We start from the raw sequence: 25,832 nt of genomic DNA, 5'->3' as shown, positions 1-25,832 counted from the left end.
GCACGGGATCATCTCGATCGGATAGACGGAACAAGAACGAGACGGATTGAATGACGACAAAGACAATAATTTCGGACGATGCCGCTCACCTCCTGGTCGTGGATGACGATACCCGCATCCGCGCCTTGCTCAACCGCTATCTGATGGAAAAAGGTTTCCGGGTGACGGCCGCCGCCGATGGCGCCGAGGCCCGCCGCAAGCTCGAGGGTCTCGATTTCGACCTGATCATCATGGATGTGATGATGCCGGGCGAATCCGGCATATCGCTGACATCGAGCCTGCGCGCCATCAAGAACATCCCGATCATCATGCTGACCGCCCTTGCCGAGGCCGACGCACGCATCGCGGGGCTGGAAGCGGGTGCCGACGACTATCTGCCGAAGCCTTTCGATCCGCGCGAGCTTGTGCTGCGCATCAGCAATATCCTCCGGCGCAACACACCGGCCGATGCGCCGAAGATCGAACAGGTGATGTTCGGCCCCTATACTTTCTCGCTGACCCGCAAGGAGCTGAAGCGGGCCTCGGAGCTCATCCGCCTGACCGACCGCGAACAGGAGATCATGCTGCTCTTCGCCAAGCGCGCCGGCGACACCATTCCCCGCCATGAGCTAATCGGCAGCGACGCCGAGGTCGGCGAACGCACCATCGACGTGCAGATCAACCGCCTGCGCCGCAAGATCGAGGACGACCCGGCCAATCCGATCTGGCTGCAGACGGTGCGCGGCATCGGCTACCGCCTGAGCATAGATTGATGTCAGTTCCCTGGGGTTCGCGGCGATGGTGACATTTGACTCGATCAGGCGCGATCAGGAGCATACGCCCTCGAACGGCCTGCGCCCGCTGTCGCGCTGGCTGCGCCGGCGGCTGCCGACCGGTCTCTATGCCCGATCGCTGCTGATCTTCATCCTGCCGATGATCATCCTGCAGGGTGTCGTCACCATCGTTTTCATGGAACGTCACTGGCAGATGGTGACGCAGCGCCTGTCGATGGCCACCGTGCGCGACATCGCCGCCATCATCGAGATCATCCAGACCTATCCGCAGGACCCGGATTATTCCGAAGTCACCCAGATGGCGCGGCAGAAGCTCGACCTCAGCATTTCCATCGAGTCGGGCGGAGAACTGCCGCCGCCGCGGGAGAAACCGTTCTTCTCCATTCTGGATGGCATCCTGAGCGACGAACTCCGCGAACAGATCAACCTGCCCTACTGGGTCGATACGGTCGGCAATTCCAGCCTGGTCGAAATCCGCATCAAGCTGCCGGACAAGGTGCTGCGCGTCTTCGCCAAGCGCAGCCAGACCTATGCGTCCAACACGCATATCTTCATTCTCTGGATGGTCGGCACGTCGCTGGTGCTGATCGGTATCGCCGTGCTGTTCCTGCGCGGCCAGATCCGGCCGATCCTGGCGCTGGCGCAGGCGGCCGAAAGCTTCGGCAAGGGCCAGCGGCTGGAGAATTATTCGCCACGCGGTGCCGATGAAGTCCGCCGCGCCGGCCTTGCCTTCATCCTGATGCGCGAGCGCATCGAGCGGCAGATCGAGCAGCGCACCGCCATGCTTTCCGGCGTTAGTCACGATCTGCGCACCGTGCTCACCCGCTTCAAGCTGCAGCTCGCCCTTGTCGGCGACAATCCGGATCTCATCGGCCTCAACGAGGATGTCGAGGACATGCAGAGCATGCTCGAAGGCTATATGGCCTTCGCCCGCGGCGAGGCGGAAGAGGATGTCGGCCAGCTGCGGCTGAGCGATATACTCGACAAGGTCGAGCAGGATTTCTCGCTGCACGGCCAGACCATGACCTATTCCATCGATGGCGACGACGAAATCTCCGTCCGCCCGAACGCCTTCACGCGACTGGTGACGAACCTCGCCTCGAATGCCCGCCGCTATGCCAGGACGCTGCATGTCGAAGCCAAGCACAGCGCGAAATGGCTGACCCTCATTTTCGACGATGACGGTCCCGGCATTCCCGCCAATGCCCGCGAGGACGTGTTCAAGCCATTCTTCCGACTGGACGAGGCGCGCAATCTCGACAAGTCCGGCACCGGCCTCGGCCTTGCCATCGCCCGTGATATCGCCCGCAGCCATGGCGGCAATGTCACGCTCGGCGACAGCCCACTCGGCGGCCTGCGCGCCACCATCCGCATTCCCGCCTGAGGAGAGGCGCCGTATGCCGATCGATATCAACGACATGCATTGGCTCAATCCCCCGCCAGTCTGGGAAATGAACCACGGCCGCCTGTCCGTCCGCTCCGGCGACAAGACCGATTTCTGGCAGGCAACCTATTACGGCTTCCATCACGACGACGGCCACTTCCTCGGCCAGGCGCGCCGCGGCGACTTCACCGCCGAGATCACCTTTGTCGGACAGTATCGCGAGCTCTACGACCAGGCCGGCCTGATGGTCCGCCATGACGCCACGCGCTGGATGAAATGCGGGATCGAGTTTACCGACGGCGCCAAACATTTCAGCGTCGTCGTCACCAACGGCAATTCCGATTGGTCCGCCTTTCGCCTCGATCACGATTTCGACGCCATCTCCGTGCGGGTGACTCGCAACGGCGATGCGCTGTTCATCCAGTACCGCACCGATAAGATGAGCGAGTGGCGCATGGCCCGGCTCGCCTGGTTCGATCCGGCCTTGGAGGACGTCTCGGTCGGTCCCGTCTTCTGCTCGCCGCAGCGCGAGGGTTTTGAAGCGGAGTTTCTGGATTTCAGACTGAGTGATCCGCTGTCGCGGGATATCCATTGACGGATGACCTTCTCCCCAACGGGAAAAGGCCAGGATCACATCATTTTCCTGCCGTTCGGCACCGGCTGCGTCACCGCCGCCAGCACGATCGCGCCATTCTCGTCCTCGAAGCCGAGGGTCAGCACTTCGGAGCGGACGGGGCCGATCTGGCGCGGCGGGAAGTTGACGACGGCGAGGATCTGCCGGCCGATCAGGCTCTCCAGCGTATAGTGCACGGTGATCTGCGCCGAGGAACGCTTGATGCCGATCTCCGGCCCGAAATCGATCTTCAATTTGTAGGCCGGCTTGCGCGCTTCCGGAAAGGCTTCAGCCTCGATGATCGTGCCGACACGGATATCCACCCGCTCGAAATCGCCATAGGTGATCTCTTCCGCCATGGGCATGTCCTTTTATCCTGAAATCAGCCCGCCAGTTCCTGCGCGCGCTTGCGCGCTGCTTCCAGCGCCTCATCGAACAGCGGCTGCATGCCGTCTTGCGCCATCAGGACGGCAAGGGCCGCCGCTGTCGTTCCACCGGGAGAGGTCACGTTCTGGCGCAAGCGCGAAGCGTCATCGGGGGACTGATGCAACAATTCACCAGCCCCCGCGACAGTTTCCCGTGCGAGCCGCATGGCGAGGTCCGCCTGCAGACCGAGCTTTCGCCCCGCCTCCGCCATGCACTCGACGAGATAAAAGACATAGGCCGGCCCGCTGCCGGACACCGCCGTCACGGAATCGATATCGGCCTCTTCCGGCACCCATTCGACAGGGCCGGACACTTTCAGAAGATCGTTCACCAGTTGCCGCTGGCGCTCGCCGACCTCGGCATTGGCGAAGGCACCGGTGACGCCACGGCCGACCATGGCCGGCGTATTCGGCATGGCGCGCACCATCGCCGCCTTCCCAAGATGTGCCTCAAGGGATGCCAGCGTCTTGCCCGCCGCGATCGATACCACCACCGTATCCGCGCCGACCACCTGCTTGAACGGCGGCAGCACCGCATCCAGAACCTGCGGCTTGACGGCGATGAAGAGGACGCCGGCCTTGATATCGGCCGGCACGCTCGTCACATGCCTGGCACCGGCATCGCCGATCAGCTTCGACATGGCCTCGGAAGGCTGCGGATCGACCACGATCACACAAGAACCCGGCACGCCGTTCTTCAGCCAGCCCGTCAGCAGCGCGCCGCCCATATTGCCGGCGCCGATCAGGATGATGGCACCGGACGATGCGAGAAGGCTTGAGGATGCGGCGGTCATATCAGCATTCGCCCACGGTTTCGAACAGCACGGCCTCCATGGCGCGATTGGCGTCGAGGCCGGACCACACCACGAATTGGAAAGCCTGATAGTAAGCCTCGCAGGTGTCAAGGGCGTTGGAGAGCAGCACTTCCACCTGCCGGTTGGTCGGCTCGGCGCCGCCCGACAGCAGCAGCGACTGCCGGAAGATCACGATATCCTCCTGCCGCCACAGGTCGAAATGCCCCATCAGCACCTGCCCGTTGATGCAGGACAGGAGCTTGATGACCTCGTTGACGCGGATATCCGGAACCTTGATGTCGAAGGCGCAAGCTATGTGCAGCGCCTCGAATTCCTCCATCCAGGAGAAGGAGACATGATAATCCGTCCACTTCCCCTCGACGGTCATGGCGATTTCGTCTTCGCCCGACCGCTCGAACGACCAGTCGTTGTTGGCGGCCACGAATTCGATCATATCGACCGGATTCGACTGTCGTTCGACTTCCATTTCCATAAGGCTCATGCAGCACCTTCTTGACCGGAACGAATGCAGCTTTCCCGTGCTCGAACACTGAAAGAACGCAAACAGTTTTACTCCGGAAACATCTTCGGGATGATGTTGAACGGCTGCCAGACTAACGCATCCACCCTGCCCGGAGCTTACCAAGTCCGTTTCGAATCATCATTTAAAATCAGTGTATAACGGCATGCCCGGCATGCCAGCCCCTCAAGGGAGATTTTGGAGAAGGGTGCTGTGGAAAGCTCTTCCGGCGTCTATTCAGAAGGGAGTCATAAATGACTCTGGCGATTGGCTTTTTTGCCAGTGTCCACAAGTGGAAAAACCACCGAAAATTTTAGAGGAAAAGTGCGCGGCAGGGCCCTGCCGCACCGATTTCTAGCAAAATTAATCGCGCTTACTTGCTTTTCGCGGAAAGACGCGCTTCGAGCGCCTCGATTCTGGCCAGCAGCGCCTCGTTCTCGTCGCGCGCTTTGATCGCCATCTCGCGAACGGCCTCGAATTCCTCGCGCTTGACGATGTCGAGGCTGTTCAGCCAGCGCTCAGCATGGGCATTGAAGGCCGTTTCGATCTCGCGCCGCACGCCCTGGGCAGCACCGGCGGCATCGGTCATCAACTTGGCGAATTCGTCCATGATACGGTTCGGTCCAGTGCTCATAATGATCTCCTTGCGGCCGTCGGCCCATGGGACGGCATCATAAAGGGCCAGATAGGGATGAGGTAGGATTTCCCAGGGGCCGATGCAAGCAAATTGAGATAGGCCGGGACAAGCCGGCGCGCGAGGAGCGACGTGAGAATATCGACTTGACCGTTTCGATAGCGACCGCCATGTTCCGCGCACATTGGACTAGCATGCTCCGATCCCGAAACCTCACCCGCTTTTTGGGACTCATGCTCTAACGGACCCGACAATCTTGCTGACCTCCGCCAACCTCGCCGCCATCCTGCCCTTCCCCGATATCGATCCGGTCGCCTTTTGGCTCGGCCCGTGGCCCATCCATTGGTACGGCCTCGCCTATGTCGCGGGCATCCTGCTCGGCTGGCTCTATGCCCGCCGTCTGGTCGACAACGGCAAGCTCTGGCTGAACGACACCGCGCCGATGACGCGCGTCCATCTGGACGATTTCATTCTCTGGGTCGCCATCGGCATCGTCCTCGGCGGCCGCATCGGCTACATCCTGTTCTACGATCTCGACAAAGTGATCGCCGATCCGATCCGGGCCATACAGATCAACAAGGGCGGCATGTCCTTCCATGGCGGGCTGGTCGGCACGACCATCGCCATGACTTTCTTTGCCAGGCGCAACAAGATTCCGATGTGGAGCATGTTCGACATCGTCGCCGCGGTCGCGCCCATCGGCCTGTTCTTCGGCCGTATCGCCAATTTCGTCAATGGCGAGCTTTGGGGCCGCGTGAGCGACGTTCCCTGGGCCATGGTGTTCTGCAGCCCGCATCTAGCCGCCGCCAACCAGGGCATCTGCCCTGCCGGCCTCGATCCCCGCCATCCGAGCCAGTTCTATGAGGCCGGCCTAGAAGGCATCGTGCTGTTCCTCGTCCTGTTCGCCCTCACCCGCTGGGCGCTGGCGCTGAAGAAGCCCGGCACCGTCAGCGGCGTTTTCATCATCGGCTACGCGCTCTCACGTATTTTTGTCGAATTCTTCCGCCAGCCTGACAGCCAGCTCGGCTATCTCCTCGGCACGAACTGGCTAACCATGGGCATGGTGCTCTCCCTGCCAATGGTGGCGATCGGCCTCTGGGCCGTGCTTCGCGCCCGCCATGCCGCTGCCGGCGCGACGGCCTGAGCTCTGGATGAAATATCGTATGGTCATTCCGAAAACCGCCTTATACTTTTTCGGAACCATGCATTAGCGAGACCAAATAATGACGACCGCGCTCGGCGAAAAAATCAAAGCCATCATCCGCAACAACGGACCGGTCAGCATCACCGATTATTTTTCGCTCTGCCTCGCCGATCCCCAGCATGGCTACTACAAGACCCGCGAGCCCTTCGGTCGTCTCGGTGATTTCGTCACCGCCCCCGAAATCAGCCAGCTCTTCGGCGAGATGATCGGCATCTTCATGGTGCATGCTTGGCAGCGCCATGGGACGCCCGCCGATGTCCGCCTGGTGGAAATCGGTCCCGGACGGGGTACGATGATGGCCGACATGCTGCGCGTCATCGCCAAGCTGGCGCCAGCCCTCCATGCCGGCATGAGCGTGCATCTGGTCGAAACCAGCGAGCGCTTGCAGGGCTTTCAACGCCAGACGCTGGCCGAGCATGGCGACAATATCTCCTGGCATTCGGATTTCGGCGACGTGCCGGCGGGTTTTACCCTGCTCGCCGCCAACGAACTCTTCGACGCCATTCCCATCCGCCAATTCGTCCGCACCGCCAACGGCTTCCGCGAGCGCATGGTCGGACTGGACGCCGATGATGAGCTGACCTTCGCCGCCGGCGTCGCGAGCCTCGATCCGGAGCTGCTTCCCAAAGGGCCGCTGCCGCCGGTCGGCACGATCTTCGAGATTGCCCCTGCCCGGCAAGCGGTGATGACGACGATCTGCGACCGGCTCTCCGCCGATGGCGGCACCGCGCTCGCCATCGACTATGGACATATGGCGACCGGCTTCGGCGATACATTGCAGGCCGTGCGCATGCATGAATACGACCCGCCGCTCGATCACCCCGGCGAGGCCGACCTCACCAGCCATGTCGATTTCCAGCATCTGGCCGAAACGGCGCTCGCCTCCGGCCTGCATATCAACGGATGCTGCCATCAGGGCGATTTTCTGCTCGGCCTCGGCCTGCTGGAGCGCGCCGCGAGCCTCGGCCGCGACCGCGATGCCACCACGCAGGAGGGAATTCGCACCGCCGTCGAACGGCTTGCCGGCGCCGGCGAAGGCAAGATGGGAGAGCTTTTCAAGGTGCTCGCGGTCTCGAGCCCCGCGGTCGATCTCATGCCCTTCCGCCCGGCGCGCTGAGCAAGGGACGGACGCCGGCGGATTGACAGAGCGCGCATGGCTGGGCCAACATCCCCACCAAATCGAACCGCTTCGCCACAGACGCGTTACTCATCACGCTCCACGCCAAAAACGACATCAAGGGACGCAGCATTGCCGACTCCGATCGAAAGCACGCTGCTGAGCGCCGCCAAGAGCGCCGGCATCCGCCATGGCTATTTCACCCGCGAAGGCGGCGTTTCGCAGGGACTCTATCGCGGTCTGAATGTCGGTCTCGGATCGAATGACGACCGGGGCCATGTCGAGGAAAACCGCCGTCGTGTCGCTGGCTGGTTCGACCTGCCGCTGGAACGGCTTGCAACGGTGCATCAGATCCATTCGCCGGATGTCGTCACCGTCGATTCCACCTATGACGGCACTCGGCCGCAGGCCGACGCCATGGTGACGGCGACGCCGGGGATCGTGCTTGGCGTGCTGGCCGCCGATTGCGGACCGATTCTATTTGCCGACCGCGACAACCGGGTGATCGGTGCCGCCCATGCCGGCTGGAAGGGCGCGTTGACCGGCGTGCTGGAAAACACCATCGAAGCCATGGTCGCGCTGGGCGCCAGGCGCGAGACGATCACCGCCTGCCTCGGTCCCTCGATCAGCCAGGCAAGCTATGAAGTCGGCCCCGAATTCGTCGACCGTTTCACCTCCTACGATCCCGGTTACGCCCGATATTTCATCCCATCCGAACGGCCAGGCCACGCGATGTTCGACCTGCCGGCGCTGACGATCGGCCGTCTGCGCAAGGCGGGCGTGAGCGCGGAAAGCCTCGATATCTGCACCTACCCCGATGCCGATCGCTTCTTCTCCTATCGTCGCACCACGCATGCGAAGGAGGCCGATTACGGCCGGCAGATTTCCGCCATCGCCATCGAGGAGAGCTCCTGACATGGCCCTGCATTTTGACCGCAGCGAATTCGACGCCCGCCTGGCCCGCCTTCTTGCGAAAATGCAGGAAGACAAACTCGATGCGATGCTGCTGTTCGCGCAGGAAAGCATGTATTGGCTGACGGGTTACGACACCTTCGGCTACTGCTTCTTTCAGACGCTGGTGGTCAAGTCTGATGGCACGATGGTTCTTTTGACCCGCTCGGCCGACCTCCGCCAGGCGCAGCTGACCTCGATCATTTCCGACATCCGCGTCTGGGTCGACCGCACCAATGCCGATCCGGCGCTCGACCTCAAGGAATTGCTGGTCGAGCTCGACCTGCTCGGCGCCCGCATCGGCGTCGAGTACGATACGCACGGCATGACCGGCCGCGCCGCCCGCCTGCTAGACAACCAGATCGCGACCTTCGGCCAGATCGTCGATGCATCCTATCTCGTCGGTGGCCTGCGCCTCATCAAGAGTCCGGCCGAAATCGCCTATATCGAACGCGCCGCCGCCCTTGCCGACGACGCGCTGGACGCAGCTCTGGCCCTGATCGGACCCGGCGCCGACGAGGCCGAAATTCTCGCCGCGATGCAGGGCACGATCTTCTCCGGCGGCGGCGATTATCCCGCCAATGGTTTCATCATCGGCTCCGGCCCGGAGGCCCTGCTCTGCCGCTATAAATCCGGCCGCCGCAAGCTGGATGCAGCCGACCAGCTTACGCTCGAATGGGCCGGTACCTATGCCCACTACCACGCCGCCATGATGCGCACCGTCGTCATCGGCGATCCGAGCCACCGCCACCGCGAGCTCTTCAGCGCCTGCCTCGAAACCATCCAGGCGGTCGAGACCGTGCTGACACCCGGCCACACCTTCGGCGACGTCTTCGACATGCATGCGAAGATCATGGACGAGCGCGGCCTTGCCCGCCACCGGCTGAATGCCTGCGGCTATTCGCTCGGCGCCCGCTTCGCCCCGTCCTGGATGGAGCATCAGATGTTCCATGCCGGCAATCCCCAGGAGATCGGCGAGGACATGTCGCTCTTCGTGCACATGATCATCATGGATTCCGATACGGGGACGGCAATGACCCTCGGCCAGACCTATCTGACGACCTCGCAGGCCCCGAGAGCCCTGTCGCGGCATCCGCTCGAATTTCTTAACCGTTAGCGGCGTAAAATAGCGATCCTGAACGGGGAGGCCCTCGAAGGAAAAGGATCGTGCGCATGGGACTGGTCAGGACAGCGTTGATTCCCGTCGGCTTATGCCTTGCGCTCGCCGCCTGCAACACGACAGACGCCCTGACGCCGCCCGAAAGCATCGGTGACGCCGGTTCCAGCCCCGTCACCCAGCGCGATGTCGAGCGCATGGCCGCCAACTCGCGGCAGGAGCGGAGCTTCCAGACCTCGCAGAACAGCTATAGCTACCAGCAGCAAACCTATCAGCAACAGGGCTATCAGCCGCAAAGCGCCGGCGGCGGCTCGCTGGACGATCAGGCGGCCGCCCTCAGAAACGGCGGCTCCAATCCTTACGCGTCGCGCCCGCTCGATGGCTCGCAGACCGCTGCCATCCCGCCGGACAACAATCCGATCTCCCAGGCCGACGAACAGCGCGAAATCGACCGCCGTCTGGCCGAAGATTCGCAGCCGCAACCGCAGATGACCCAGCAGAGCGAGGAGCCGCAGCCCGATCAACAGCAGGCATCGCTTTCCCCCGCCGCGACCGGCGGCAACAGCGTCCGCTTCCTGCCGATCATTGGCGCCCCGGTCGAAGCCGTCACGCCGCTTTCACGCCAGCTCGGCGCCGAAGCCCGTTCTCTCGGCCTGACGATCAAGGGTTCGGGCGATTCCAGCGCCAGCTACATTCTCAAGGGCTATCTCTCCGCCTTCGAGGACGGACCGCAAATCTCCGTCACCTATGTCTGGGACGTCCTCGACAATAGCGGCGCCCGCCTGCATCGCATTCAGGGTGCCGAAAGCGCACCGCTGAAGCGTGGCGATCCCTGGGCCGCCGTCCCGCCGGCCGTCATGCAGAAAATCGCCAGCAAGACCATGTCGGAATTCAATTCCTGGCGCGATTCTCGCGGTGGATAGCCACAAGCTTTTCAGAAATATAAGAACTATCGTGCGTCTCCCCCTTGCATTCGGAAGCGAGGCGGTTAAAAGCGCGGCTATCAGATTGGTAATAGGCGGGCCAAAATGAAGGTTTTCGCAGGGAATTCGAACAGGCATCTTGCCGAAGCGATCTGCAATTATCTTGGTGTTCCCTTGGGCAAGGCCAGCGTCCGGCGTTTCGCGGACCAGGAAATCTTTGTGGAAATCCAGGAAAACGTACGCGGCGAAGACGTATTCGTCGTTCAGTCGACGTCGTTTCCGACCAATGACCATCTCATGGAACTGTTGATCATGATCGACGCCATGCGCCGCTCCTCGGCGCGGCGCATCACGGCGGTTCTTCCCTATTTCGGCTACGCTCGCCAGGATCGACGCGCCTCCGGACGCACCCCGATCTCGGCCAAGCTGGTGGCCAATCTGATCACCGAGGCCGGCGCCGACCGCGTTCTGACGCTCGACCTGCATGCAGGCCAGATCCAGGGCTTCTTCGATATTCCCACAGACAATCTCTACGCGATTCCGATCCTGACTCGCGACATCAAGGCCAACTACGATATCGGCAACGTCATGGTGGTTTCGCCCGACGTCGGCGGCGTCGTGCGCGCCCGTGCGCTCGCCAAACGTCTCGACTGTCTGCTGGCGATCGTGGACAAGCGCCGTGATCGCCCCGGTGAATCCGAAGTGATGAACATCATCGGCGACGTCGAAGGAAAAGACTGCCTGCTGATCGACGACATCGTCGATTCCGGCGGCACGCTCTGCAATGCCGCCGACGCCCTGCTCGCAAAGGGCGCGGCAAGCGTCACCGCCTATATCACCCACGGCGTCCTGTCGGGTGGCGCGGTGACCCGCGTCACCAATTCGAAGCTGAAGGAACTCGTCATCACCGATTCCATCCAGCCGACGACCGCCGTGCAATCGGCGCCGAATATCCGCGTCATCACGACGGCAAACCTCATCGGCGAAGCGATCAACCGCACCAGCCAGGAAGAATCGGTCTCAAGCCTGTTCGACTGAAACTTGCTTTCCACAGCCGGCCCGCCCTCACCCCGCTTTTGCGGCGGGTCGAGGATGGTGGCGGCGCCAAGCGAGCAGACCGATCCCGATCAATCCTGAAACAAACACCGCCGCTCCGGCACCCATGATCGACGGGGCGATGCCAAACCAGGCAAACAGGCTCGGCGACGCGAAGTAGGCCAGGAAAAGGCCGAGAAAGATCGCGCACATCAGCAGACGATAGACCTGCGCCAGACGATGCGGTTCGCTGCGCGTCTGCATCAGATGCAGCATGGCAAGATTTTCGAACGGGCCGTTGATCGAGGCGAAGCAGGCGACCGCCATCAGCCACAGGCGATCATGCATCAGCGGCAACAGGAAGACGCCGGTGCCGAAAATCAGCTTCGCCACGACGATCCAGACCACCGGCCGGCGCGGCTTCATGTTGCTGAGGATGAGATTGGTCGTCACGTTGCCGACGCCATAGGCCAGCATCATCAGGCTGTAATCGGTCAGCGGGTCGGCGCTGGTTTCGCGCAGGTGCAGGATCATCCCGAGCAGGATGCCCATGGCCCAGGCGATATTTCCCATCAGGTTGGTGAAGAGGCCGTAGAGTATGGCGGCATGGCCCCGCGCCATTCGCCAGCCGCCGAGAACGCCGTCAACCACCGCGGCCGTGCCGGAAAATTCGCGCCGCCGCGGCGCGGATGGCAATCTGGCGACAGCGAGCCACACCCCCAGGGCAGACAGCAGCAGGGTTGCGGCCGCCACCGAGAAAAACTGCGATTTCGGCAGGAAGCCGTTGACGAGCGCAATCATGCTCGGCCCCAGAATGCGCGCCATGCGCCGCGTCGCATCGAACAACCCATTTGTGGCGTGCCGGACATCCGGATCGGTGGCAATCGTCGGCAAGGTCGCCTGCAATGACGGATCGAAGGCCGCCGTCAACAGCGCGATGCAGCCGGCGAGCGTCACCAGCAACGGCAGGCTCATGACCTGCAACAATCCGGCGATCGAAAGGACCAGCAGCAGTAGCGCCCGCAACAGATCGGAAGCGATCATCGTGGTGCTGTGCCGCCAGCGATCGGTCAGGATACCGCCGAAGAGGCTGCCGAACAGCAGCGCACCCGACTGAAGGGCGGAAACATAGCCCGCATCGCTGCCGATGAAATCCGCCGCGATCCAGACGACGGCAACCATGTAGAATTCGGATCCGGTCGCCGCCAGCACCTGGCCGGCCCAGAGAAGGGAAATCGAACGCTGGGCCAGCGGCCTTAGGACAAACATCTGCACATTCTGGGTTTCGAGGAGCCTATTTGATGACCTGGCCGTTGACGGTCACGGTCTTGTCGTCGGCAATGCTGACATCCCAGCGCGAGCGGCCATCGGTGTCGGTCTTGGCAAAGCCCTTGGCCATCAGCAGACCCAAGGAAAGCTGGCCCAGATCCTCCTTGGTCTTGGCGGCCTCCTGAACGGCTGCGATCGTCTTGTCGAGATCGCGGGCAAGCACCGTCATGTTCATCTCGACGCGGTCGCTCTCGCCCAGTTCGCCGCGCATGCTGCCCGATGCTTCCACATCGTAGAGACCCGAGACGGCGCTGATCTTCGGGAAGTTGATCGTGATCATCCCGTCAGGGAACATGGCCTGCTGCAGCTTGTCGCCCATAGCCTGTTCGGAAACGGGATTACCGAGATCCGTCTGCTGGAACACATCCATCAGCGCCGAAAAATTCAGCCCCGGCAGCTGCACTTTCATTTCCGCGCTATCCGGAATGAAGGCGACATAGTCCGCCGGAACAAGGCCGGAGGCCAGCGTCAGCTTCTCGGCGCTCAAGCCGAAATCGGCATTCATGGCATCGGTCGGCCCGGCCACCTTGAAGGAATAGTCCATCTTCTGCAGGCCGCCATCGCCGAACAGCGTCGAAATGGAGAGATCCTTGAGGGAAACCGCCTCCTCGAACGAACCGGCAATCGGCATCGCCTTCAGCAGCAATGCCTTGATCTCGGCACGTTCGCTATCGGAGAGGGTCTTCGTTTCCTTATGGGCGGAAACGAAGCTCAGTATTTCATTCAGCGCCTTCAACGGCAGCTTGGTGGCGCTGGCATTGACGTCGATGGCACCGATCTTGACCTCGCCGAGCGTCATGTCGTCGGACGAGATTTTGTTGTTGAGGGCCTGCAGGCTTCCTTCCAGCTTGAGATCGAGCTTGCCCGGTTCGCCGCTGTCGGCGGAGGACAGCGTGTAGCTGAGACTGTCGGCCGTGGCATCGTTCGTCTGCACGCCATTGTCTTTGTCGGTGGTCTTGGTGGTAAAGCTGATGCCGCTGCCCTTCAGATCCATCGAGCGGACATAATGGAGCGCCGGGTCGAAGACTCCCTTCATGCTGGACGAGGCAAGGGCGTAGCGGAATTCCACATCCGGACCGCCGGCCGTCTTGCCGCGCCCCGTCACATCGATCGCATTGCTGCCCTCGATATTCCACAAGCCGCTATCCTGTGGCGTTGCCAGCGCCGTTAACGGCTTCAGGCCGCTGATGGAAAAATCGGAGACGTTCAGCTTGTCGAAAAGCTTCTGGAGATCATAAGTGACTTCATAATGTCCGCTTGCCGGCTTCACGGCGATGAAGCCGCTCTTGACCATATCGTCGGGCAGGAAAAAGGTCAGGTTACCGAGCAGGTCCCTGGCGCCCTGCTCGCTGATCTCGGCCGCCTGCGACGCGCCAGCCAGACCCGCGGCGAAAACCGCCGCCGCGGCAACTGCTTTGAAACGCATGAAATACCCCCAAATATGCTAGGAAAAACAAATTGAAACAGAAGAACCCTGAAGCGGGTTCCCGATTGGATCGATGATGCCGCAATCGCGGCGCATACGATCCCTATGGGCCTTTCGGCCCTTTCAGCACCTGTCCATTGACCGTGACGGTGCGATTCTCATCGACAGCGACATCCCAGCGCAAACGGCCATCCGGATCTGTCTTGGCAAAACCTTTGACGGCCAGCAGGCCGAAGGAAACCTTGCTCAGCTCCGGGTCCGTCTTGGCCGCATCCTGAACGGCAGCGACCGTCTTGTCGAAGTCGCGAGCCAGGATCGTCGCCTTCAGGGAATAATCCGAATGAGCCTGCAAAGACCCCTTCATCTCGCCCGAGACCTCAACATCGTAGATGCCGGACGTCGCACTGATCTTCGGAAACTGGAGCACCGCGCGACCACTCGGAAACACGGTACGCTTCAAGGTGTCGCCGGAGACAGGCCGTTCGCCGGTCGCAACCGCCTTCAAGGCCACATCGACGAGACCCTGGAAATTCACGTCGGGAACGCCGAGCTGCACATCGACCGTCTCCGGCACGAAAGCGGCATAGGTCGGCGGGATGAGCCCCTCGTCAGGCGTGAAATGCTCCGCCCGCAGGCCGAAGTTGATGTTGGAAGCCTTTGTCAGGCCATCCATCTTGAAGCCATAATTCAGCGTCTTGACGCCGACCTTTCCCTTATCCGTCGCCACCAGCATGTTGTTCAGCGTCACCGTCTCGGTGAGCGAACCGAAACCGGGCAAGGCGTTACGCACCAGTTCCGCAAACTTGGCGCTGCCGCTTTCGGATAGCTGCTTCGCTTTGATGTGCTGGATGAAAAAATGCGCGAGCGCGCGCAACTCCTTCACGGGCAGGCTCGTCGCAACCAGTTTGACATCGACGCTGTCGGCGCTGAGATTGAAAGCCGGCGCATCGGGAGCGGTGACGGTTTCGCTGAAGCGCTGCAAGGTTCCCTGCGATTGCAGGTTCACCTTGCCGGCCCCGCCCCCATCGGTGACCGTACCGGAAGAGGACATGCTGTCGATGGAGAAATCCGCCTTGTGTCCGCTTTTCGGGCCGCTGCCGACAGTGGAAAACTTGATGCCGCTGCCCTTTGTATCCATCGATCGCATCGCTTCGATCGCAGGATCGAAAATGCCCTCGAACGAGCTGGAGACAACCGAATAGCTGGAATCCGACGTCGGCGAGCGGACGGAAACATCGAAGCTGTTGTCACCCTTGAGATGCCACCGGCCCTGCTCGACGGGCTGTGCAAACAGCGACAGCGGCTTGAAGCCCGTCACCGAAAAGGCGCTCGAATTGATCTTCTCGAAAAACTTCGCGAGATCATAGGTGATCTCGTATTGATCGCCGGATGGCTGGACGGTGACGAAACCGCTGCGGGCGAGATCGCGAGAGAGGGAATGCGTCAGGATATTGCGCAGCTCCTTGGCGCCCTGCTCGCTGACGTCTGCGGCGTGGGAAGCTCCGGCAAGACAGATGGAAAAAACCGCGGCGGCGGCGATAGCCCGGGAGCGCATGACCCGACCTCTCCTTTGACCCTGATCGATTGAAATCGACTGTTGAAGAGACGGGCGGCACATGTCAAGGCACTGATAGAAATAGCGTCGACCGCTCTTTATCGGGAGTTGCAATGTCGTCACAGATGGGCTTACTCCAGAGATGCTTGCGCCGGCGGCCTCTTTGTATTATAGGCCACGCGTCCGCGTAGACACCCTTGGAGGCAACGCGGATGAGGATGGGCTCGCCCTCCTCCAGTTCAATCGGCTCCCGCATGCCGGCGACCGGATGAACTCTCCAAATAACCTCGAAAGGAATAGCTATGAGCCACGAAAGCTACGAGCTCAAGGCCGAGGCGCGCGAACGGGTTGGTAAGGGGTCCGCCCGTGAACTTCGCCGCAATGGTCTCATCCCCGCTGTCATCTATGGTGACAAGCAGGCCCCCGTTTCCATCGCTCTCAACACCAATGAGGTGACGAAGCGCATTCATGCCGGTGGTTTCCTCACCACGATCGCGACGATCGACGTCGGCGGCAAGAAGATCAAGGTTCTGCCGAAGGACTACCAGCTCGATCCGGTCCGTGACTTCACGCTCCACGTCGACTTCCTGCGCGTCTCCGGCAACACCCAGGTGACCGTCGAAATCCCGGTTCACTTCGAAAACCACGAGAAGTCCCCGGGCCTCAAGGCTGGCGGCGTGCTGAACGTCGTTCGCCACGAAGTCGAAGTTCATTGCCCGGCCGATGCGATCCCGGAATTCTTCACCGTTGATCTGTCCGGTCTGAAGGCTGGCGACAGCATTCACATCTCGCATGTGACCCTGCCGAAGAACGTGACCCCGGTCATCGCCGACCGCGACTTCACGATCGCAACGATCGTTGCTCCGGCCGCCGGCCTTGCAGAAGAAGGCAGCGAAGAAGCCAGCGCCTGATCGGCCGCTTCGTCGCGACGCATGCGAACCCGCCTCCCCCAGGGGACGGCGGGTTTTTTCATGTGAATTTTCTAATAAAAGTAGTAGTAATATTGCAATTTGCGGAATGAATACTTGATTTAAATCCGTTAACCCCGCGGTTTCAGCAACATTTAACACATTCGTGAAATTTTACGCGAAAGAGTTGTAGAGAACGGCAACCCCAAGATCGGCCGATCTGCGACCGGGGAGCAAACGGAGCCTATGAGCCATTCCGTCGAAAACAGGTTTTTCGCGATCGTCTGCGGTGCGCTACTGATCTTCGTCGCACCGCTTTTCGTGCTGTTCCTGTTTTTGTCGTCGGAGCGAGCCGAAAAAGAGATCAAGGACCATATCGCCGTCCTTCTGGTCGCCAATGCTCAGGCGCTGGCCAAGCCGCTGTGGGATCTGGACGAAGACAGCGTCGCGCAGATCAGCGCGACGACGGTCGCCGAGGGCGCCATCGTCAAGGTCAATGTCCGCGATGTCTCCGGTCAGCTCGACGTCACCCAATCGACCATTCCGAAATCCTACAAGGGCCAGCTCGAAGCCGTCGCCCGTCCGATCATCTACAATGGCATCGACGGCGCTAAAAATCTCGGCACGATCACCGTCTATTATCCGACGCTCGGCCTGTTCGCCGGTTTGAAAAGCGAAGAGATCGTCTTCATCTCGATCTTCATCTTTGCCGTCCTGGCCGTGTTCGGTGCCGCCCTGATCGGCAACCGCATCTTCGTCATCCAGCCGTTGATGCGGCTGACTCACGCCATCGAGGCGACGCGGCGATTGGGGTCGCGCCACCATGTCGACTGGCAGTCCAATGACGAGATGGGCCGGCTCGCCAACAGCTTCAACGAAATGCAGAGCAAGCTGGAGCGTGAGGAGACCGAACTCAAGCTCGCCCATCGCCGCGCCACCGATACCTACAATCTGACACCCGCCATGCTGTTCTCGCTCGACAAGGACGATTGCATCGCCGCCGTCAGCGATTACTGGCTGGCCGCCACGGGCTATGCCCGCGCCAAGGTGCTCGGACGCAAATTCGTAAGTCTGGTCATGCCGGATTCCCGCGCGGAATATGTCGAACGCAAGCCTAGCCATTCCGACGGCACCGACCGCTTCGAAGTCACCGTGAAGTTCCAGTGCCGGGATGGCCGGGTGATGGACGTGCTGATCCTCGAGACCGCCGCGATTCAGGACGGCCTTTCGCTCTCGGTCATGACCGACGTGACCGATCTCAAGCAATCGGAAGACCGCAACCTGCGTCAGGCGATCACCGATCATCTGACCGGCCTGCTGAACCGGCAGGGTTTTGAAACGGCGCTCGATGCCAAGATCAACGAGGCGGATATGCGCAAGCGCGAGCTTGCCTGCCTCTTCATCGATCTCGACCGTTTCAAATGGATCAACGACAACATGGGCCATGCCGCCGGTGACGCGGCCCTGCGCGAACTCGTCGCACGCATGCAGGCACGGCTGGCGCCCGGCGACATCGCCGCCCGCCTTGGCGGCGACGAATTCGCCATCCTGCTGCTTGCCGAGGATGCGGAAGCCAGGGCTGTCGACATGGCGGCCCGTATTGCCGAAGTCTTCGAAGCGCCATTCGGCGGCGATGCGCGTCTCAGCGCCAGCATCGGCATCGCCATCTATCCACGCCAGGCCGCCAATGCCGCCGAACTGCTGCTGAAATCCGATATCGCCATGTATGCCAAGAAGCATGACGGCAAGAATGGCGCGCAGATTTTCGACAACAGCATGCTGGACGCCTCCCGCCGCCGCGCCGAGCTGGAAAGCCATATCGAAAGCGGTCTGAGCGAGGATTGGTTCGAAGCCTATCTCCAGCCGATCGTCAATATCGACGATCGCTCGGTGGCTGGCTTCGAGGCGCTGATGCGCCTGAACCATCCGCAGAAGGGCATCCTGCCGCCGGGCCGGATCATCGAGGTGGCCGAAGAGACGGGCTCGATCGTGCGCATCGGCAATCACATCATGGAAAAGGCGATTGCCGATTTCGCGCGCCTCTCGCGCATCGACGGCATGCAGGACAGCTATCTCGCCATCAACTTCTCTCCGCTCCAATTCGAGCCGGAACTGCCGGTGCGCATCGCCGCCCTGCTTTCGCGCCATGATCTCTCGCCGAAACGCATCGTGGTGGAGATCACCGAGGCCGTGCTGATGGATGACAATCCGGAAACGCGCATGGTGATCAACGAGATACGCCGCTACGGCTGCCGCATCGCCCTTGACGATTTCGGCACGGGCTATTCGTCGCTGAGCTATATCAACCGCTTCCCGGTCGATATCATCAAGATCGATCAATCCTTCATCCGCGCCATCAACGACACCGCCTCGGATGTCAGCGCCAAGAGCCGCATGCTGGTCGAAAGCATCACCACGCTCTCGCACAAGATGAACTGCACCGTCATCGCCGAGGGCATCGAGACCGAGGAGGAATGCGCCACGCTGCGCACCATGGGCCTCGACTACGGCCAGGGCTATCTCTTCTATCGGCCGCAGCATCCCGACAGTCTGATGAAGACGCTCGCGGGATCATTGCCGGACAGCCGCCCCTCAGTCGCGCAAGCATCATAACGGGAGACGACCATATGCGGAAACTGTTGCTCCCGGTTCTTTTCAGTCTTTCCCTCCTTGGCCTCGCCGCCGCGGCGCAGGCGCAAACCGTCATCTTCACCACGGAGGAATATCCTCCCTTCAACTATCGCGACGGCAAGACTCCGGTCGGCGCGACCGTCGAGCAGGTGCGGAAGATCATGGCCGATATCGGCGTCGATTACTCGATCGAGATCATGCCCTGGGCTCGCGCCTATGCCCAGGCGCAGACGGCGCCGATGACCTGCGTCTTCGTCACCGCCCACAATGAAGAGCGCGACAAGCTGTTCAAATGGGTCGAGCCCCTGCTGATCGACCGCAATATCCTCATCAAGCATGCCGGCTCTCCCGTCACCGCCGATACGCTCGACGAAGCGCGAGCCTATATCGTCGGCACATGGCGCGAGGATTACACCGAGGCCACGTTGCGGCGGGCCAATTTCCCGCGCATCGATGTCGGCAGCGACTTCAAGGCGACGCTGAAGAAACTGATGAGCGACCGCATCGACCTGATGCCGATCTCCGAAATATACTTCGACAAGCTGAAGAAGGAGGGCAATGCGGTCGAAAAAGTCACCATCCTCTCCGAGCAGCCGATGGGGATCGCCTGCCAGAAGGATTTTCCCGAGGATTTGCGCAAGCGGATGCAGGCAGCACTCGACGAGCTGATCGCCGACGGCACGCAGAAGCAGATATTCCTCAAGTACGGCCTGCACCTCGGCGACTGACGGCATAGCGCCTTGACTTTGCCGTCAAATCCCTGTGGTGAAGGGCATCGGCATTTTCCAAAGGGTGAAGCGCATGCTTCTCATTGCAGGCCTCGGCAATCCCGGCGCCAAATATCAGGGCAACCGCCACAATATCGGCTTCATGGCAGTGGACGCGATCCATCGCCGCCACAGCTTTTCGCCGTGGTCGAAGAAATTCAAGGCGGAGATCGCCGAAGGCGACCTCGGCGGCCAGAAGGTCCTGCTGATCAAGCCGCAGACCTTCATGAACCTCTCTGGAGAATCCGTCGGCGAAGCCATGCGCTTCTACAAGCTGGAACCCTCCGATCTCGTCGTGATCTATGACGAACTGGATCTGCCGGCCGGCAAGGCGCGGCTGAAGACCGGCGGCGGCCATGGCGGCCACAACGGCATCAAGTCGATCGACGCCCATTGCGGCCGCGACTACCGGCGGCTGCGGCTCGGCATCGGCCATCCCGGCGCCAAGGAGCTGGTGCATAATCACGTGCTCGGCGACTTCGCCAAGGTCGACCGCGACTGGCTGGAACCGCTGTTCGACGCGCTCGCCGACAATGCCGACATGCTGGCGCGCGGCGAGGATTCCCAGCTCATGAACAAGATCGCCCTTGCCCTCGGCGGCAAGGCGGAGGAAGAGGCGCCGAAGCAGGAAAAGAAGCCGGTGGCCAAATCGCATATCCACCAGGCCCGCAGCCATAACCAGCCGCGCATGCCCGAGACCGGTCCGATGGCTGAGATGCTGAAGAGAATGTTCGGCAAGAAGGACGATTGAGATGGCGGAAGCCGTAAACCGCGGCGACACGGCTATGGTGATCCGCCCGGCTGCGGCCGGCGATCTCCCTACCCTTCTCGCGCTCTATCGGCATCTCAATCCCGGCGATCCCGAGCTGGAGCCGGCGCTGGCCGAGGACCGCTTTGCCGAAATGCTGGCACATCCGGGGATGACGATCTTCGCGGCGTTTATCGGCACCATTGCCGTCTCTTCCGTCACCCTGGCCGTCATCCCCAACCTGACGCGCGGCGCTGCGTCCTATGCACTGATCGAGAATGTCGTGACCCATGCCGAGCATCGCCAGCGGGGCCACGCCCGCGTGCTGATCCGCAAGGCGATAGAGACCGCGTGGGACAAGAACTGCTACAAGGTGATGCTGCTGACCGGCTCGAAAAACCCGGCAACCCTGCGCTTCTATGCCAATTGCGGCTTCTCGCAGGACAAGACCGGCTTCCAGATCCGCCGCCCAACCGTGTCCTGACGCTCCCGAAGACCGCTATTCTTCCGGCTCGGTGGTGAACATCAGCGGGAATCCGGCGCTCTTTGCCAGATCGACCGCTTCCTGCGCCTTGGTCTCGGCGATATCGCGCGCGCAGACCATCACAACGCAGGTGCCGAGCTTGTGCGCGGTCATCATCACGCGATAGCCCGCCTCCTCGCTCATGCGGAAGACGGCCTTCAACACCATGATGACGAATTCGCGCGGCGTATAATCGTCATTGACGAGAATGATCTTGTAGAGCTTCGGCCGCTCGACCTTCGGCTTTGTCTTGGTCTTCGGTTTTAGGACAACGTCATTGTCACTCATCGGAACCACCGTTGATGACAGAGGAAAAGGCTTTGTCGCTGATAACAGATTTATACTGCACCGCAATCGGCCATTCAAGGAAAACGACCCGCCGCACCAGCCGTCGGCATCAAGCAGCCGTGAGCGGGAGAGATTGCCGACGGCCCGCAAGCATGGTCTGCCGCAGAAAAACGCCGCTTTTCCCGCGCAAGGCTTGACCCGCAACGGCCCTTCCCCCATAGGCACAGCAAAGATTTTCAAGATATGGACAAGGTGCCATGGGTTTCAAATGCGGTATCGTCGGACTGCCGAATGTCGGCAAGTCCACTCTGTTCAACGCGCTGACCAAGACGGCGGCGGCGCAGGCGGCGAATTATCCCTTCTGCACGATCGAGCCGAACACGGGTGAAGTCGCGGTTCCCGATCCGCGCATGCGCAAGCTGGCCGATGTCGCCAAGTCGAAGGAGCTGATCCCGACGCGCATCTCCTTCGTCGACATCGCCGGCCTCGTGCGCGGCGCTTCGAAGGGCGAAGGCCTCGGCAATCAGTTCCTCGCCAACATCCGCGAAGTCGATGCCATCGTGCATGTGCTGCGCTGCTTCGAAGACAGCGACATCACCCATGTCGAAGGCCGCATCAATCCCGTCGCCGATACCGAGACCATCGAGACCGAGCTGATGCTCGCCGATCTCGAGAGCCTCGAGCGCCGCACGGAACAGACGCGCAAGCGCGCCACCGGCAAGGACAAGGAATCCCTGGCGATGCTGCCGCTGATGGAAGCGTCGCTGAAGCTCCTGAACGAGGGCAAGCCTGTCCGCACGCTGCTGTCGAAGCTGGATGCGGAGGAAACCCGCATCCTCAAGAGCCTGAACCTCCTGACCTCGCATCCCGTGCTCTATGTCTGCAACGTCGCGGAAGCCGATGCCGTTGCCGGCAACGAACACACGGCGGCCGTTGCCGCCATGGCGAAGGAGCAGAATTCCGAAGTGGTGATCATCTCCGCCGCCATCGAGGCGGAAGTGGCGCAGCTGCCCGAAGAGGAAGCCACCGAATTCCTGTCCGCACTCGGTCTCGACGAGGCCGGCCTCGACCGGCTGATCCGCGCCGGCTACAAGCTGCTGCACCTCATCACCTATTTCACCGTCGGCCCGAAGGAAACCCGCGCCTGGACGATCGAAAAGGGCACCAAGGCGCCGCAGGCGGCCGGCGTCATCCATTCCGACTTCGAACGCGGCTTCATTCGCGCCAACACCATCGCCTATGACGACTACATCGCCTACAACGGCGAAACCGGCGCCAAGGAAGCCGGCAAGGCGCGCGACGAAGGCAAGGAATATGTCGTCCAGGACGGCGACGTCATCCACTTCCGCTTCAACACCTGATGGATAAAGACCCTGCCGGCTCTCCCCGAGCGCCGGCATCTCCCCCTGCGCATGCCGGCCGCAATCGGCGGCTGCGATGCGGCAGGATATCTCAGCCGCACGTTTGTCCATCGCAGCGATGAAATCGCTTGCACCATGCCCTGCAGCCATGCGATTGCCGAACATGGATGAGGAGGACGATGACGGACATGGCAAAACTGGCCTATGAGGATTTCCAGCCCGGACAGACGTTTTCGCTTGGCCCCAAGCATGTGACGGCCAAGGAGATCTTTGAATTCGCTAGGGAATTCGACCCGCAGCCGATGCATATCGATGAGGCTGCAGGCCGCGCCAGCATTCTTGGCGGACTGGCGGCATCCGGCTGGCACACCTCCGCCATGTTCATGCGCATGATGTGCGACGCCTATCTGCTCGACACCGCCTCCGAAGGCGCGCCCGGCATCGATTTCATGGAATGGAAGAAGCCGGTTCTCGCCGGCGACACGCTTTCCGGGCGCTCGATCGTGCTCGAATCCCGCCCCATGCGCTCCCGCCCCGGCATGGGCATCGTCAAGTTCCGCCATGAGGTGGAAAACCAGCGTGGCGAACTCGTCTGCCTCGGCGAGAATGCCACCATGATCCGCATGCGCCTGGCCGTGGAGACGCCGGCATGAAGATGATCGACCTCTACCCCACGGGCGAGCGCACCGAGATCGGCAGCCGGCTGTTTACCCCGGAAGACATCGTCCGCTTCGCCTCGCGCTTCGATCCCCAGATCTTCCACGTGGATGCGGAAGCCGCCAAGGACACGCTGTTCGGCGGTCTCTGCGCCTCGGGCTGGCACACCTGCGCGGTCTGGATGCGCACCTTCGTCGATTATTGGAAGGACGAAACCGCCCGCCTCGCGGGCGAAGGCATCAAGCCGCCCAATCTCGGCCCCTCGCCCGGCTTCCGGAACCTGCAATGGCTGCGCCCTGTCTTTGCCGGCGATACGGTGACCTACGGCGTCACCCTGCTTGCGAGCCGCCCGCTGGCCTCACGTCCCGGCTGGACGCTCAACACCATCGCCTGCGACGGGTTCAACCAGCATGGCGTGCCGGTGTTGCGGTTCGAGAGTTCCGTGCTGGAATTTGAGTGACGTCTTTGGGAGGAGAAGAACGAGGCAAATGAAGCTCCTCGTTGCCGCGCCTCTGATACCCCCTCCGTCCCGAAAGGGACAGAGGGAGGTAGGCACCCTCCGCGAACTCAACAGTTGAGATCATCGCGCAGCGTCTTCCCTCTGAGAGAAGCGTTCAATGCCCGCTGAATTCCACCAGGGTGTGAACCGGCACATCCAGCGCCTCGAGCTTCTTGCGCCCGCCGAGATCGGGCAAGTCGATGACGAAGCAGGCGGCCACGACTTCGGCGCCGATCTGACGCAGCAGCTGCGTCGCGCCGACGGCGGTGCCGCCCGTGGCGATGAGGTCGTCCACCAGGATCACCTTCTCGCCGGGATTGACGGCATCGCGATGCATTTCCATCTCATCGACGCCATATTCCAGGCTATAGGCGATGCGCACGATATCATGCGGCAGCTTGCCCTTCTTGCGGATCGGCACGAAGCCCGCCGACAGCTGATGCGCCACCGCGCCGCCCAGGATGAAACCACGCGCTTCCATGCCGGCGATCTTGTCGATCTTGGTGCCGACATAGGGATGCACAAGGGCATCCACGGCGCGGCGGAATGCTCTGGCGTCGCCGAGCAGCGTGGTAATGTCGCGAAAGATAATGCCGGGCTTGGGATAATCCGGAATGGAGCGGATGCTGGCGGCAAGCTCCGAAGCGATGGTGTTCATGAAAATATGTACTCTCAGGCTATGACAGGGCCGGCCGCACCCTATCAAGACCCGTGCGCGATACCAACAAAAAAGGCGGCCCCGAAGAGCCGCCTCCCGTCGATTGCATGACGAAATCGCTCAGTGCGCGCCGGCCTTGGCGTAAACCGACCGCTTGGTGAGATAGATCAGCGTCGAGAAGATCAGCAGGAACACGATGACCATGAAGCCGAGGTGCTTACGATCCTCCAGATGCGGCTCCGAAGCCCACATCAGGAAGGCGGAAACATCGCGCGAATACTGATCGACCGTCTGCGGCGTGCCGTCGTCATAGGTCACCTGGCCGTCGGAAAGCGGCTTCGGCATGGCAAAAGTCGCGGCCGCATCGAAATACGGGTTGTAATGCGAACCCTGCGGCACCTGGAAGCCAGCGGGCGGCTCTTCATAGCCCGTCAGCAGCGAGTGGATATAGTCCGGCCCGCCTTCCTGATACTGGGTGAAGATGTCGAAGATGAACTGCGGGAAGCCACGCTCGACTTCGCGCGCCTTGGCAAGCAGCGACATGTCCGGCGGCACGGCCCCATTGTTCGAGGCGGCCGCCGCTTCGTCGTTCGGGAACGGCGACGGGAAATGATCCGACGGCAGGGCCTTGCGGGTGAACATCTCACCCTGACTGTTCGGACCGTCCTGCACTTCGTAATTCGCCGCAAAGGTCTTGATCTGCGCTTCCGAGTAGCCGAGATCCTCCAGCGTGCGGAAGGCGACCAGCTTCATGGAATGGCAGGCGGAACAGACTTCCGTATAGACCTTGAGGCCGCGCTGGAGCTGGGCCTTGTCGTAGTAGCCGAAGGGACCCGAGAAGGTCCAGTGTTCTTCCCGCGGCTCCTTGAGCGGATAATGCGGCGTCTCGGACTCGGCGGCATGCTTGGTCTCCGCGGCGATGGCGACAGCCGTGGTAAGGCCGCCGATGAGCGCCAGGGACAGAAGGCCGGCAACAAGCTTTTTCATTGTTC

27 protein-coding genes are annotated in these 25,832 nt (G+C 61.5%); 17 read left to right on the top strand and 10 right to left on the bottom strand.

From position 1 onward, the window contains the following. Positions 1–50 precede the first annotated feature (50 nt). From FHX11_RS00865 to FHX11_RS00855, 3 genes are read left to right on the top strand one after another with little or no spacing between them, the layout of a single operon-like run. Positions 51–752: a response regulator gene (locus tag FHX11_RS00865; protein WP_184354111.1), complete on the top strand. Its 702-nt coding sequence runs from the start codon at positions 51–53 to the stop codon at positions 750–752. 25 nt (positions 753–777) lie between these two features. Beyond that, positions 778–2,157 carry an ATP-binding protein gene (locus FHX11_RS00860; RefSeq protein ID WP_184354109.1) on the top strand — a complete coding sequence of 460 codons (1,380 nt, stop codon included), beginning with the start codon at positions 778–780 and terminating at the stop codon, positions 2,155–2,157. Positions 2,158–2,170: 13 nt separating this feature from the next. Further along, positions 2,171–2,752: a DUF1349 domain-containing protein gene (locus tag FHX11_RS00855; protein ID WP_184354107.1), complete on the top strand. Its 582-nt coding sequence runs from the start codon at positions 2,171–2,173 to the stop codon at positions 2,750–2,752. A gap of 35 nt (positions 2,753–2,787) precedes the next feature. Here FHX11_RS00855 and FHX11_RS00850 read toward each other — a convergent pair whose 3' ends face one another. From FHX11_RS00850 to FHX11_RS00835, 4 genes are all read right to left on the bottom strand, one after another. Continuing rightward, on the bottom strand, positions 2,788–3,129 hold the full coding sequence (locus tag FHX11_RS00850) for a tRNA-binding protein (RefSeq protein ID WP_184355739.1): 342 nt from the start codon (positions 3,127–3,129) through the stop codon (positions 2,788–2,790). 23 nt (positions 3,130–3,152) lie between these two features. Next, the gene (proC, locus tag FHX11_RS00845; protein WP_184354105.1) at positions 3,153–3,989 is read right to left on the bottom strand and encodes a pyrroline-5-carboxylate reductase; all 837 of its coding nucleotides are present in this window, start codon (positions 3,987–3,989) and stop codon (positions 3,153–3,155) included. Position 3,990: 1 nt separating this feature from the next. Continuing rightward, positions 3,991–4,491 carry a YbjN domain-containing protein gene (locus FHX11_RS00840; protein WP_184354103.1) on the bottom strand — a complete coding sequence of 167 codons (501 nt, stop codon included), beginning with the start codon at positions 4,489–4,491 and terminating at the stop codon, positions 3,991–3,993. Between the two features lie 391 nt (positions 4,492–4,882). Next, positions 4,883–5,143, bottom strand: coding sequence for an accessory factor UbiK family protein (locus tag FHX11_RS00835; protein ID WP_184354101.1), 261 nt, complete (start codon positions 5,141–5,143; stop codon positions 4,883–4,885). 256 nt (positions 5,144–5,399) lie between these two features. Here FHX11_RS00835 and lgt point away from each other — a divergent pair, with 256 nt between their 5' ends. The 6 genes from lgt to FHX11_RS00805 all read left to right on the top strand — a co-directional run bounded on the left by lgt (position 5,400) and on the right by FHX11_RS00805 (position 11,493). Beyond that, entirely contained in the window at positions 5,400–6,287 is an 888-nt protein-coding gene (lgt, locus tag FHX11_RS00830) for a prolipoprotein diacylglyceryl transferase (protein WP_184354099.1), read from the top strand. A 79-nt stretch (positions 6,288–6,366) separates the two neighbouring features. Then, positions 6,367–7,464, top strand: coding sequence for a class I SAM-dependent methyltransferase (locus FHX11_RS00825; RefSeq protein ID WP_184354097.1), 1,098 nt, complete (start codon positions 6,367–6,369; stop codon positions 7,462–7,464). Between the two features lie 132 nt (positions 7,465–7,596). Then, positions 7,597–8,379, top strand: a complete 783-nt coding sequence (pgeF, locus tag FHX11_RS00820; protein ID WP_246780863.1) for a peptidoglycan editing factor PgeF — start codon at positions 7,597–7,599, stop codon at positions 8,377–8,379. A gap of 1 nt (position 8,380) precedes the next feature. Then, a complete protein-coding gene (locus FHX11_RS00815; protein WP_184354094.1) occupies positions 8,381–9,532 on the top strand; it encodes a Xaa-Pro peptidase family protein in 1,152 nt (383 codons plus the stop codon). Between the two features lie 56 nt (positions 9,533–9,588). Further along, positions 9,589–10,455, top strand: a complete 867-nt coding sequence (locus FHX11_RS00810; RefSeq protein ID WP_184354092.1) for a hypothetical protein — start codon at positions 9,589–9,591, stop codon at positions 10,453–10,455. A gap of 105 nt (positions 10,456–10,560) precedes the next feature. Then, on the top strand, positions 10,561–11,493 hold the full coding sequence (locus FHX11_RS00805; protein WP_184354090.1) for a ribose-phosphate pyrophosphokinase: 933 nt from the start codon (positions 10,561–10,563) through the stop codon (positions 11,491–11,493). Positions 11,494–11,520: 27 nt separating this feature from the next. Here FHX11_RS00805 and FHX11_RS00800 read toward each other — a convergent pair whose 3' ends face one another. The 3 genes from FHX11_RS00800 to FHX11_RS00790 form a co-directional block, all read right to left on the bottom strand. Continuing rightward, positions 11,521–12,759: an MFS transporter gene (locus tag FHX11_RS00800; protein ID WP_184354088.1), complete on the bottom strand. Its 1,239-nt coding sequence runs from the start codon at positions 12,757–12,759 to the stop codon at positions 11,521–11,523. Between the two features lie 25 nt (positions 12,760–12,784). After that, positions 12,785–14,245, bottom strand: coding sequence for a hypothetical protein (locus tag FHX11_RS00795; protein ID WP_184354086.1), 1,461 nt, complete (start codon positions 14,243–14,245; stop codon positions 12,785–12,787). Positions 14,246–14,348: 103 nt separating this feature from the next. Beyond that, positions 14,349–15,800, bottom strand: a complete 1,452-nt coding sequence (locus FHX11_RS00790; RefSeq protein WP_184354084.1) for a hypothetical protein — start codon at positions 15,798–15,800, stop codon at positions 14,349–14,351. Positions 15,801–16,102: 302 nt separating this feature from the next. On the opposite strand from FHX11_RS00790, the gene FHX11_RS00785 reads away from it, so the two are divergent. The 5 genes from FHX11_RS00785 (at position 16,103) to FHX11_RS00765 (ending at position 21,338) form a co-directional block, all read left to right on the top strand. Then, positions 16,103–16,711, top strand: coding sequence for a 50S ribosomal protein L25/general stress protein Ctc (locus tag FHX11_RS00785; protein WP_184354082.1), 609 nt, complete (start codon positions 16,103–16,105; stop codon positions 16,709–16,711). Between the two features lie 243 nt (positions 16,712–16,954). After that, entirely contained in the window at positions 16,955–19,321 is a 2,367-nt protein-coding gene (locus tag FHX11_RS00780) for an EAL domain-containing protein (protein WP_184354080.1), read from the top strand. A gap of 14 nt (positions 19,322–19,335) precedes the next feature. Further along, positions 19,336–20,067 (top strand): transporter substrate-binding domain-containing protein, encoded by a 732-nt coding sequence (locus FHX11_RS00775; protein WP_184354078.1) that lies wholly within the window; start codon positions 19,336–19,338, stop codon positions 20,065–20,067. A 73-nt stretch (positions 20,068–20,140) separates the two neighbouring features. Further along, positions 20,141–20,857 carry an aminoacyl-tRNA hydrolase gene (gene pth, locus FHX11_RS00770; RefSeq protein ID WP_184354076.1) on the top strand — a complete coding sequence of 239 codons (717 nt, stop codon included), beginning with the start codon at positions 20,141–20,143 and terminating at the stop codon, positions 20,855–20,857. 1 nt (position 20,858) lies between these two features. Continuing rightward, positions 20,859–21,338: a GNAT family N-acetyltransferase gene (locus tag FHX11_RS00765; protein ID WP_184354074.1), complete on the top strand. Its 480-nt coding sequence runs from the start codon at positions 20,859–20,861 to the stop codon at positions 21,336–21,338. Positions 21,339–21,353: 15 nt separating this feature from the next. On the opposite strand, the gene clpS is transcribed toward FHX11_RS00765, so the two are convergent. Then, positions 21,354–21,665 (bottom strand): ATP-dependent Clp protease adapter ClpS, encoded by a 312-nt coding sequence (clpS, locus tag FHX11_RS00760; RefSeq protein ID WP_184354072.1) that lies wholly within the window; start codon positions 21,663–21,665, stop codon positions 21,354–21,356. A gap of 257 nt (positions 21,666–21,922) precedes the next feature. Here clpS and ychF point away from each other — a divergent pair, with 257 nt between their 5' ends. The 3 genes from ychF to FHX11_RS00745 all read left to right on the top strand — a co-directional run bounded on the left by ychF (position 21,923) and on the right by FHX11_RS00745 (position 24,143). Continuing rightward, entirely contained in the window at positions 21,923–23,026 is a 1,104-nt protein-coding gene (gene ychF, locus FHX11_RS00755; protein ID WP_184354071.1) for a redox-regulated ATPase YchF, read from the top strand. Between the two features lie 188 nt (positions 23,027–23,214). Next, positions 23,215–23,679: a MaoC family dehydratase gene (locus FHX11_RS00750; protein WP_184355737.1), complete on the top strand. Its 465-nt coding sequence runs from the start codon at positions 23,215–23,217 to the stop codon at positions 23,677–23,679. Continuing rightward, positions 23,676–24,143: a MaoC family dehydratase gene (locus FHX11_RS00745; RefSeq protein ID WP_184354069.1), complete on the top strand. Its 468-nt coding sequence runs from the start codon at positions 23,676–23,678 to the stop codon at positions 24,141–24,143. Before FHX11_RS00750 ends, FHX11_RS00745 begins: the two co-directional genes overlap by 4 nt. Before the next feature lie 154 nt (positions 24,144–24,297). On the opposite strand, the gene FHX11_RS00740 is transcribed toward FHX11_RS00745, so the two are convergent. Then, on the bottom strand, positions 24,298–24,840 hold the full coding sequence (locus FHX11_RS00740; protein WP_184354067.1) for an adenine phosphoribosyltransferase: 543 nt from the start codon (positions 24,838–24,840) through the stop codon (positions 24,298–24,300). Positions 24,841–24,960: 120 nt separating this feature from the next. Beyond that, a complete protein-coding gene (locus FHX11_RS00735; protein WP_184354065.1) occupies positions 24,961–25,827 on the bottom strand; it encodes a cytochrome c1 in 867 nt (288 codons plus the stop codon). Positions 25,828–25,832: the final 5 nt, after the last annotated feature.

Source organism: Rhizobium sp. BK602, from assembly GCF_014195095.1.
Classification (GTDB): domain Bacteria; phylum Pseudomonadota; class Alphaproteobacteria; order Rhizobiales; family Rhizobiaceae; genus Rhizobium.
The sequence above is the reverse complement of the archived record's forward strand: the minus strand, read 5'-3'. Positions and strand labels throughout refer to the sequence as shown.

Coding starts and splice junctions, on each gene's coding strand:
- FHX11_RS00795 (WP_184354086.1), bottom strand. CDS start 14,245: ATGCGTTTCAAAGCAGTTGCCGCGGCGGCGGTTTTCGCCGCGGGTCTG.
- FHX11_RS00790 (WP_184354084.1), bottom strand. CDS start 15,800: ATGCGCTCCCGGGCTATCGCCGCCGCCGCGGTTTTTTCCATCTGTCTT.
- FHX11_RS00800 (WP_184354088.1), bottom strand. CDS start 12,759: ATGTTTGTCCTAAGGCCGCTGGCCCAGCGTTCGATTTCCCTTCTCTGG.
- FHX11_RS00750 (WP_184355737.1), top strand. CDS start 23,215: ATGGCAAAACTGGCCTATGAGGATTTCCAGCCCGGACAGACGTTTTCG.
- FHX11_RS00850 (WP_184355739.1), bottom strand. CDS start 3,129: ATGGCGGAAGAGATCACCTATGGCGATTTCGAGCGGGTGGATATCCGT.
- FHX11_RS00840 (WP_184354103.1), bottom strand. CDS start 4,491: ATGAGCCTTATGGAAATGGAAGTCGAACGACAGTCGAATCCGGTCGAT.
- FHX11_RS00775 (WP_184354078.1), top strand. CDS start 19,336: ATGCGGAAACTGTTGCTCCCGGTTCTTTTCAGTCTTTCCCTCCTTGGC.
- FHX11_RS00780 (WP_184354080.1), top strand. CDS start 16,955: ATGAGCCATTCCGTCGAAAACAGGTTTTTCGCGATCGTCTGCGGTGCG.
- proC (WP_184354105.1), bottom strand. CDS start 3,989: ATGACCGCCGCATCCTCAAGCCTTCTCGCATCGTCCGGTGCCATCATC.
- FHX11_RS00855 (WP_184354107.1), top strand. CDS start 2,171: ATGCCGATCGATATCAACGACATGCATTGGCTCAATCCCCCGCCAGTC.
- FHX11_RS00785 (WP_184354082.1), top strand. CDS start 16,103: ATGAGCCACGAAAGCTACGAGCTCAAGGCCGAGGCGCGCGAACGGGTT.
- FHX11_RS00835 (WP_184354101.1), bottom strand. CDS start 5,143: ATGAGCACTGGACCGAACCGTATCATGGACGAATTCGCCAAGTTGATG.
- clpS (WP_184354072.1), bottom strand. CDS start 21,665: ATGAGTGACAATGACGTTGTCCTAAAACCGAAGACCAAGACAAAGCCG.
- FHX11_RS00740 (WP_184354067.1), bottom strand. CDS start 24,840: ATGAACACCATCGCTTCGGAGCTTGCCGCCAGCATCCGCTCCATTCCG.
- pth (WP_184354076.1), top strand. CDS start 20,141: ATGCTTCTCATTGCAGGCCTCGGCAATCCCGGCGCCAAATATCAGGGC.
- FHX11_RS00810 (WP_184354092.1), top strand. CDS start 9,589: ATGGGACTGGTCAGGACAGCGTTGATTCCCGTCGGCTTATGCCTTGCG.
- FHX11_RS00805 (WP_184354090.1), top strand. CDS start 10,561: ATGAAGGTTTTCGCAGGGAATTCGAACAGGCATCTTGCCGAAGCGATC.
- FHX11_RS00765 (WP_184354074.1), top strand. CDS start 20,859: ATGGCGGAAGCCGTAAACCGCGGCGACACGGCTATGGTGATCCGCCCG.
- FHX11_RS00860 (WP_184354109.1), top strand. CDS start 778: ATGGTGACATTTGACTCGATCAGGCGCGATCAGGAGCATACGCCCTCG.
- FHX11_RS00865 (WP_184354111.1), top strand. CDS start 51: ATGACGACAAAGACAATAATTTCGGACGATGCCGCTCACCTCCTGGTC.
- FHX11_RS00825 (WP_184354097.1), top strand. CDS start 6,367: ATGACGACCGCGCTCGGCGAAAAAATCAAAGCCATCATCCGCAACAAC.
- FHX11_RS00735 (WP_184354065.1), bottom strand. CDS start 25,827: ATGAAAAAGCTTGTTGCCGGCCTTCTGTCCCTGGCGCTCATCGGCGGC.
- FHX11_RS00815 (WP_184354094.1), top strand. CDS start 8,381: ATGGCCCTGCATTTTGACCGCAGCGAATTCGACGCCCGCCTGGCCCGC.
- FHX11_RS00745 (WP_184354069.1), top strand. CDS start 23,676: ATGAAGATGATCGACCTCTACCCCACGGGCGAGCGCACCGAGATCGGC.
- ychF (WP_184354071.1), top strand. CDS start 21,923: ATGGGTTTCAAATGCGGTATCGTCGGACTGCCGAATGTCGGCAAGTCC.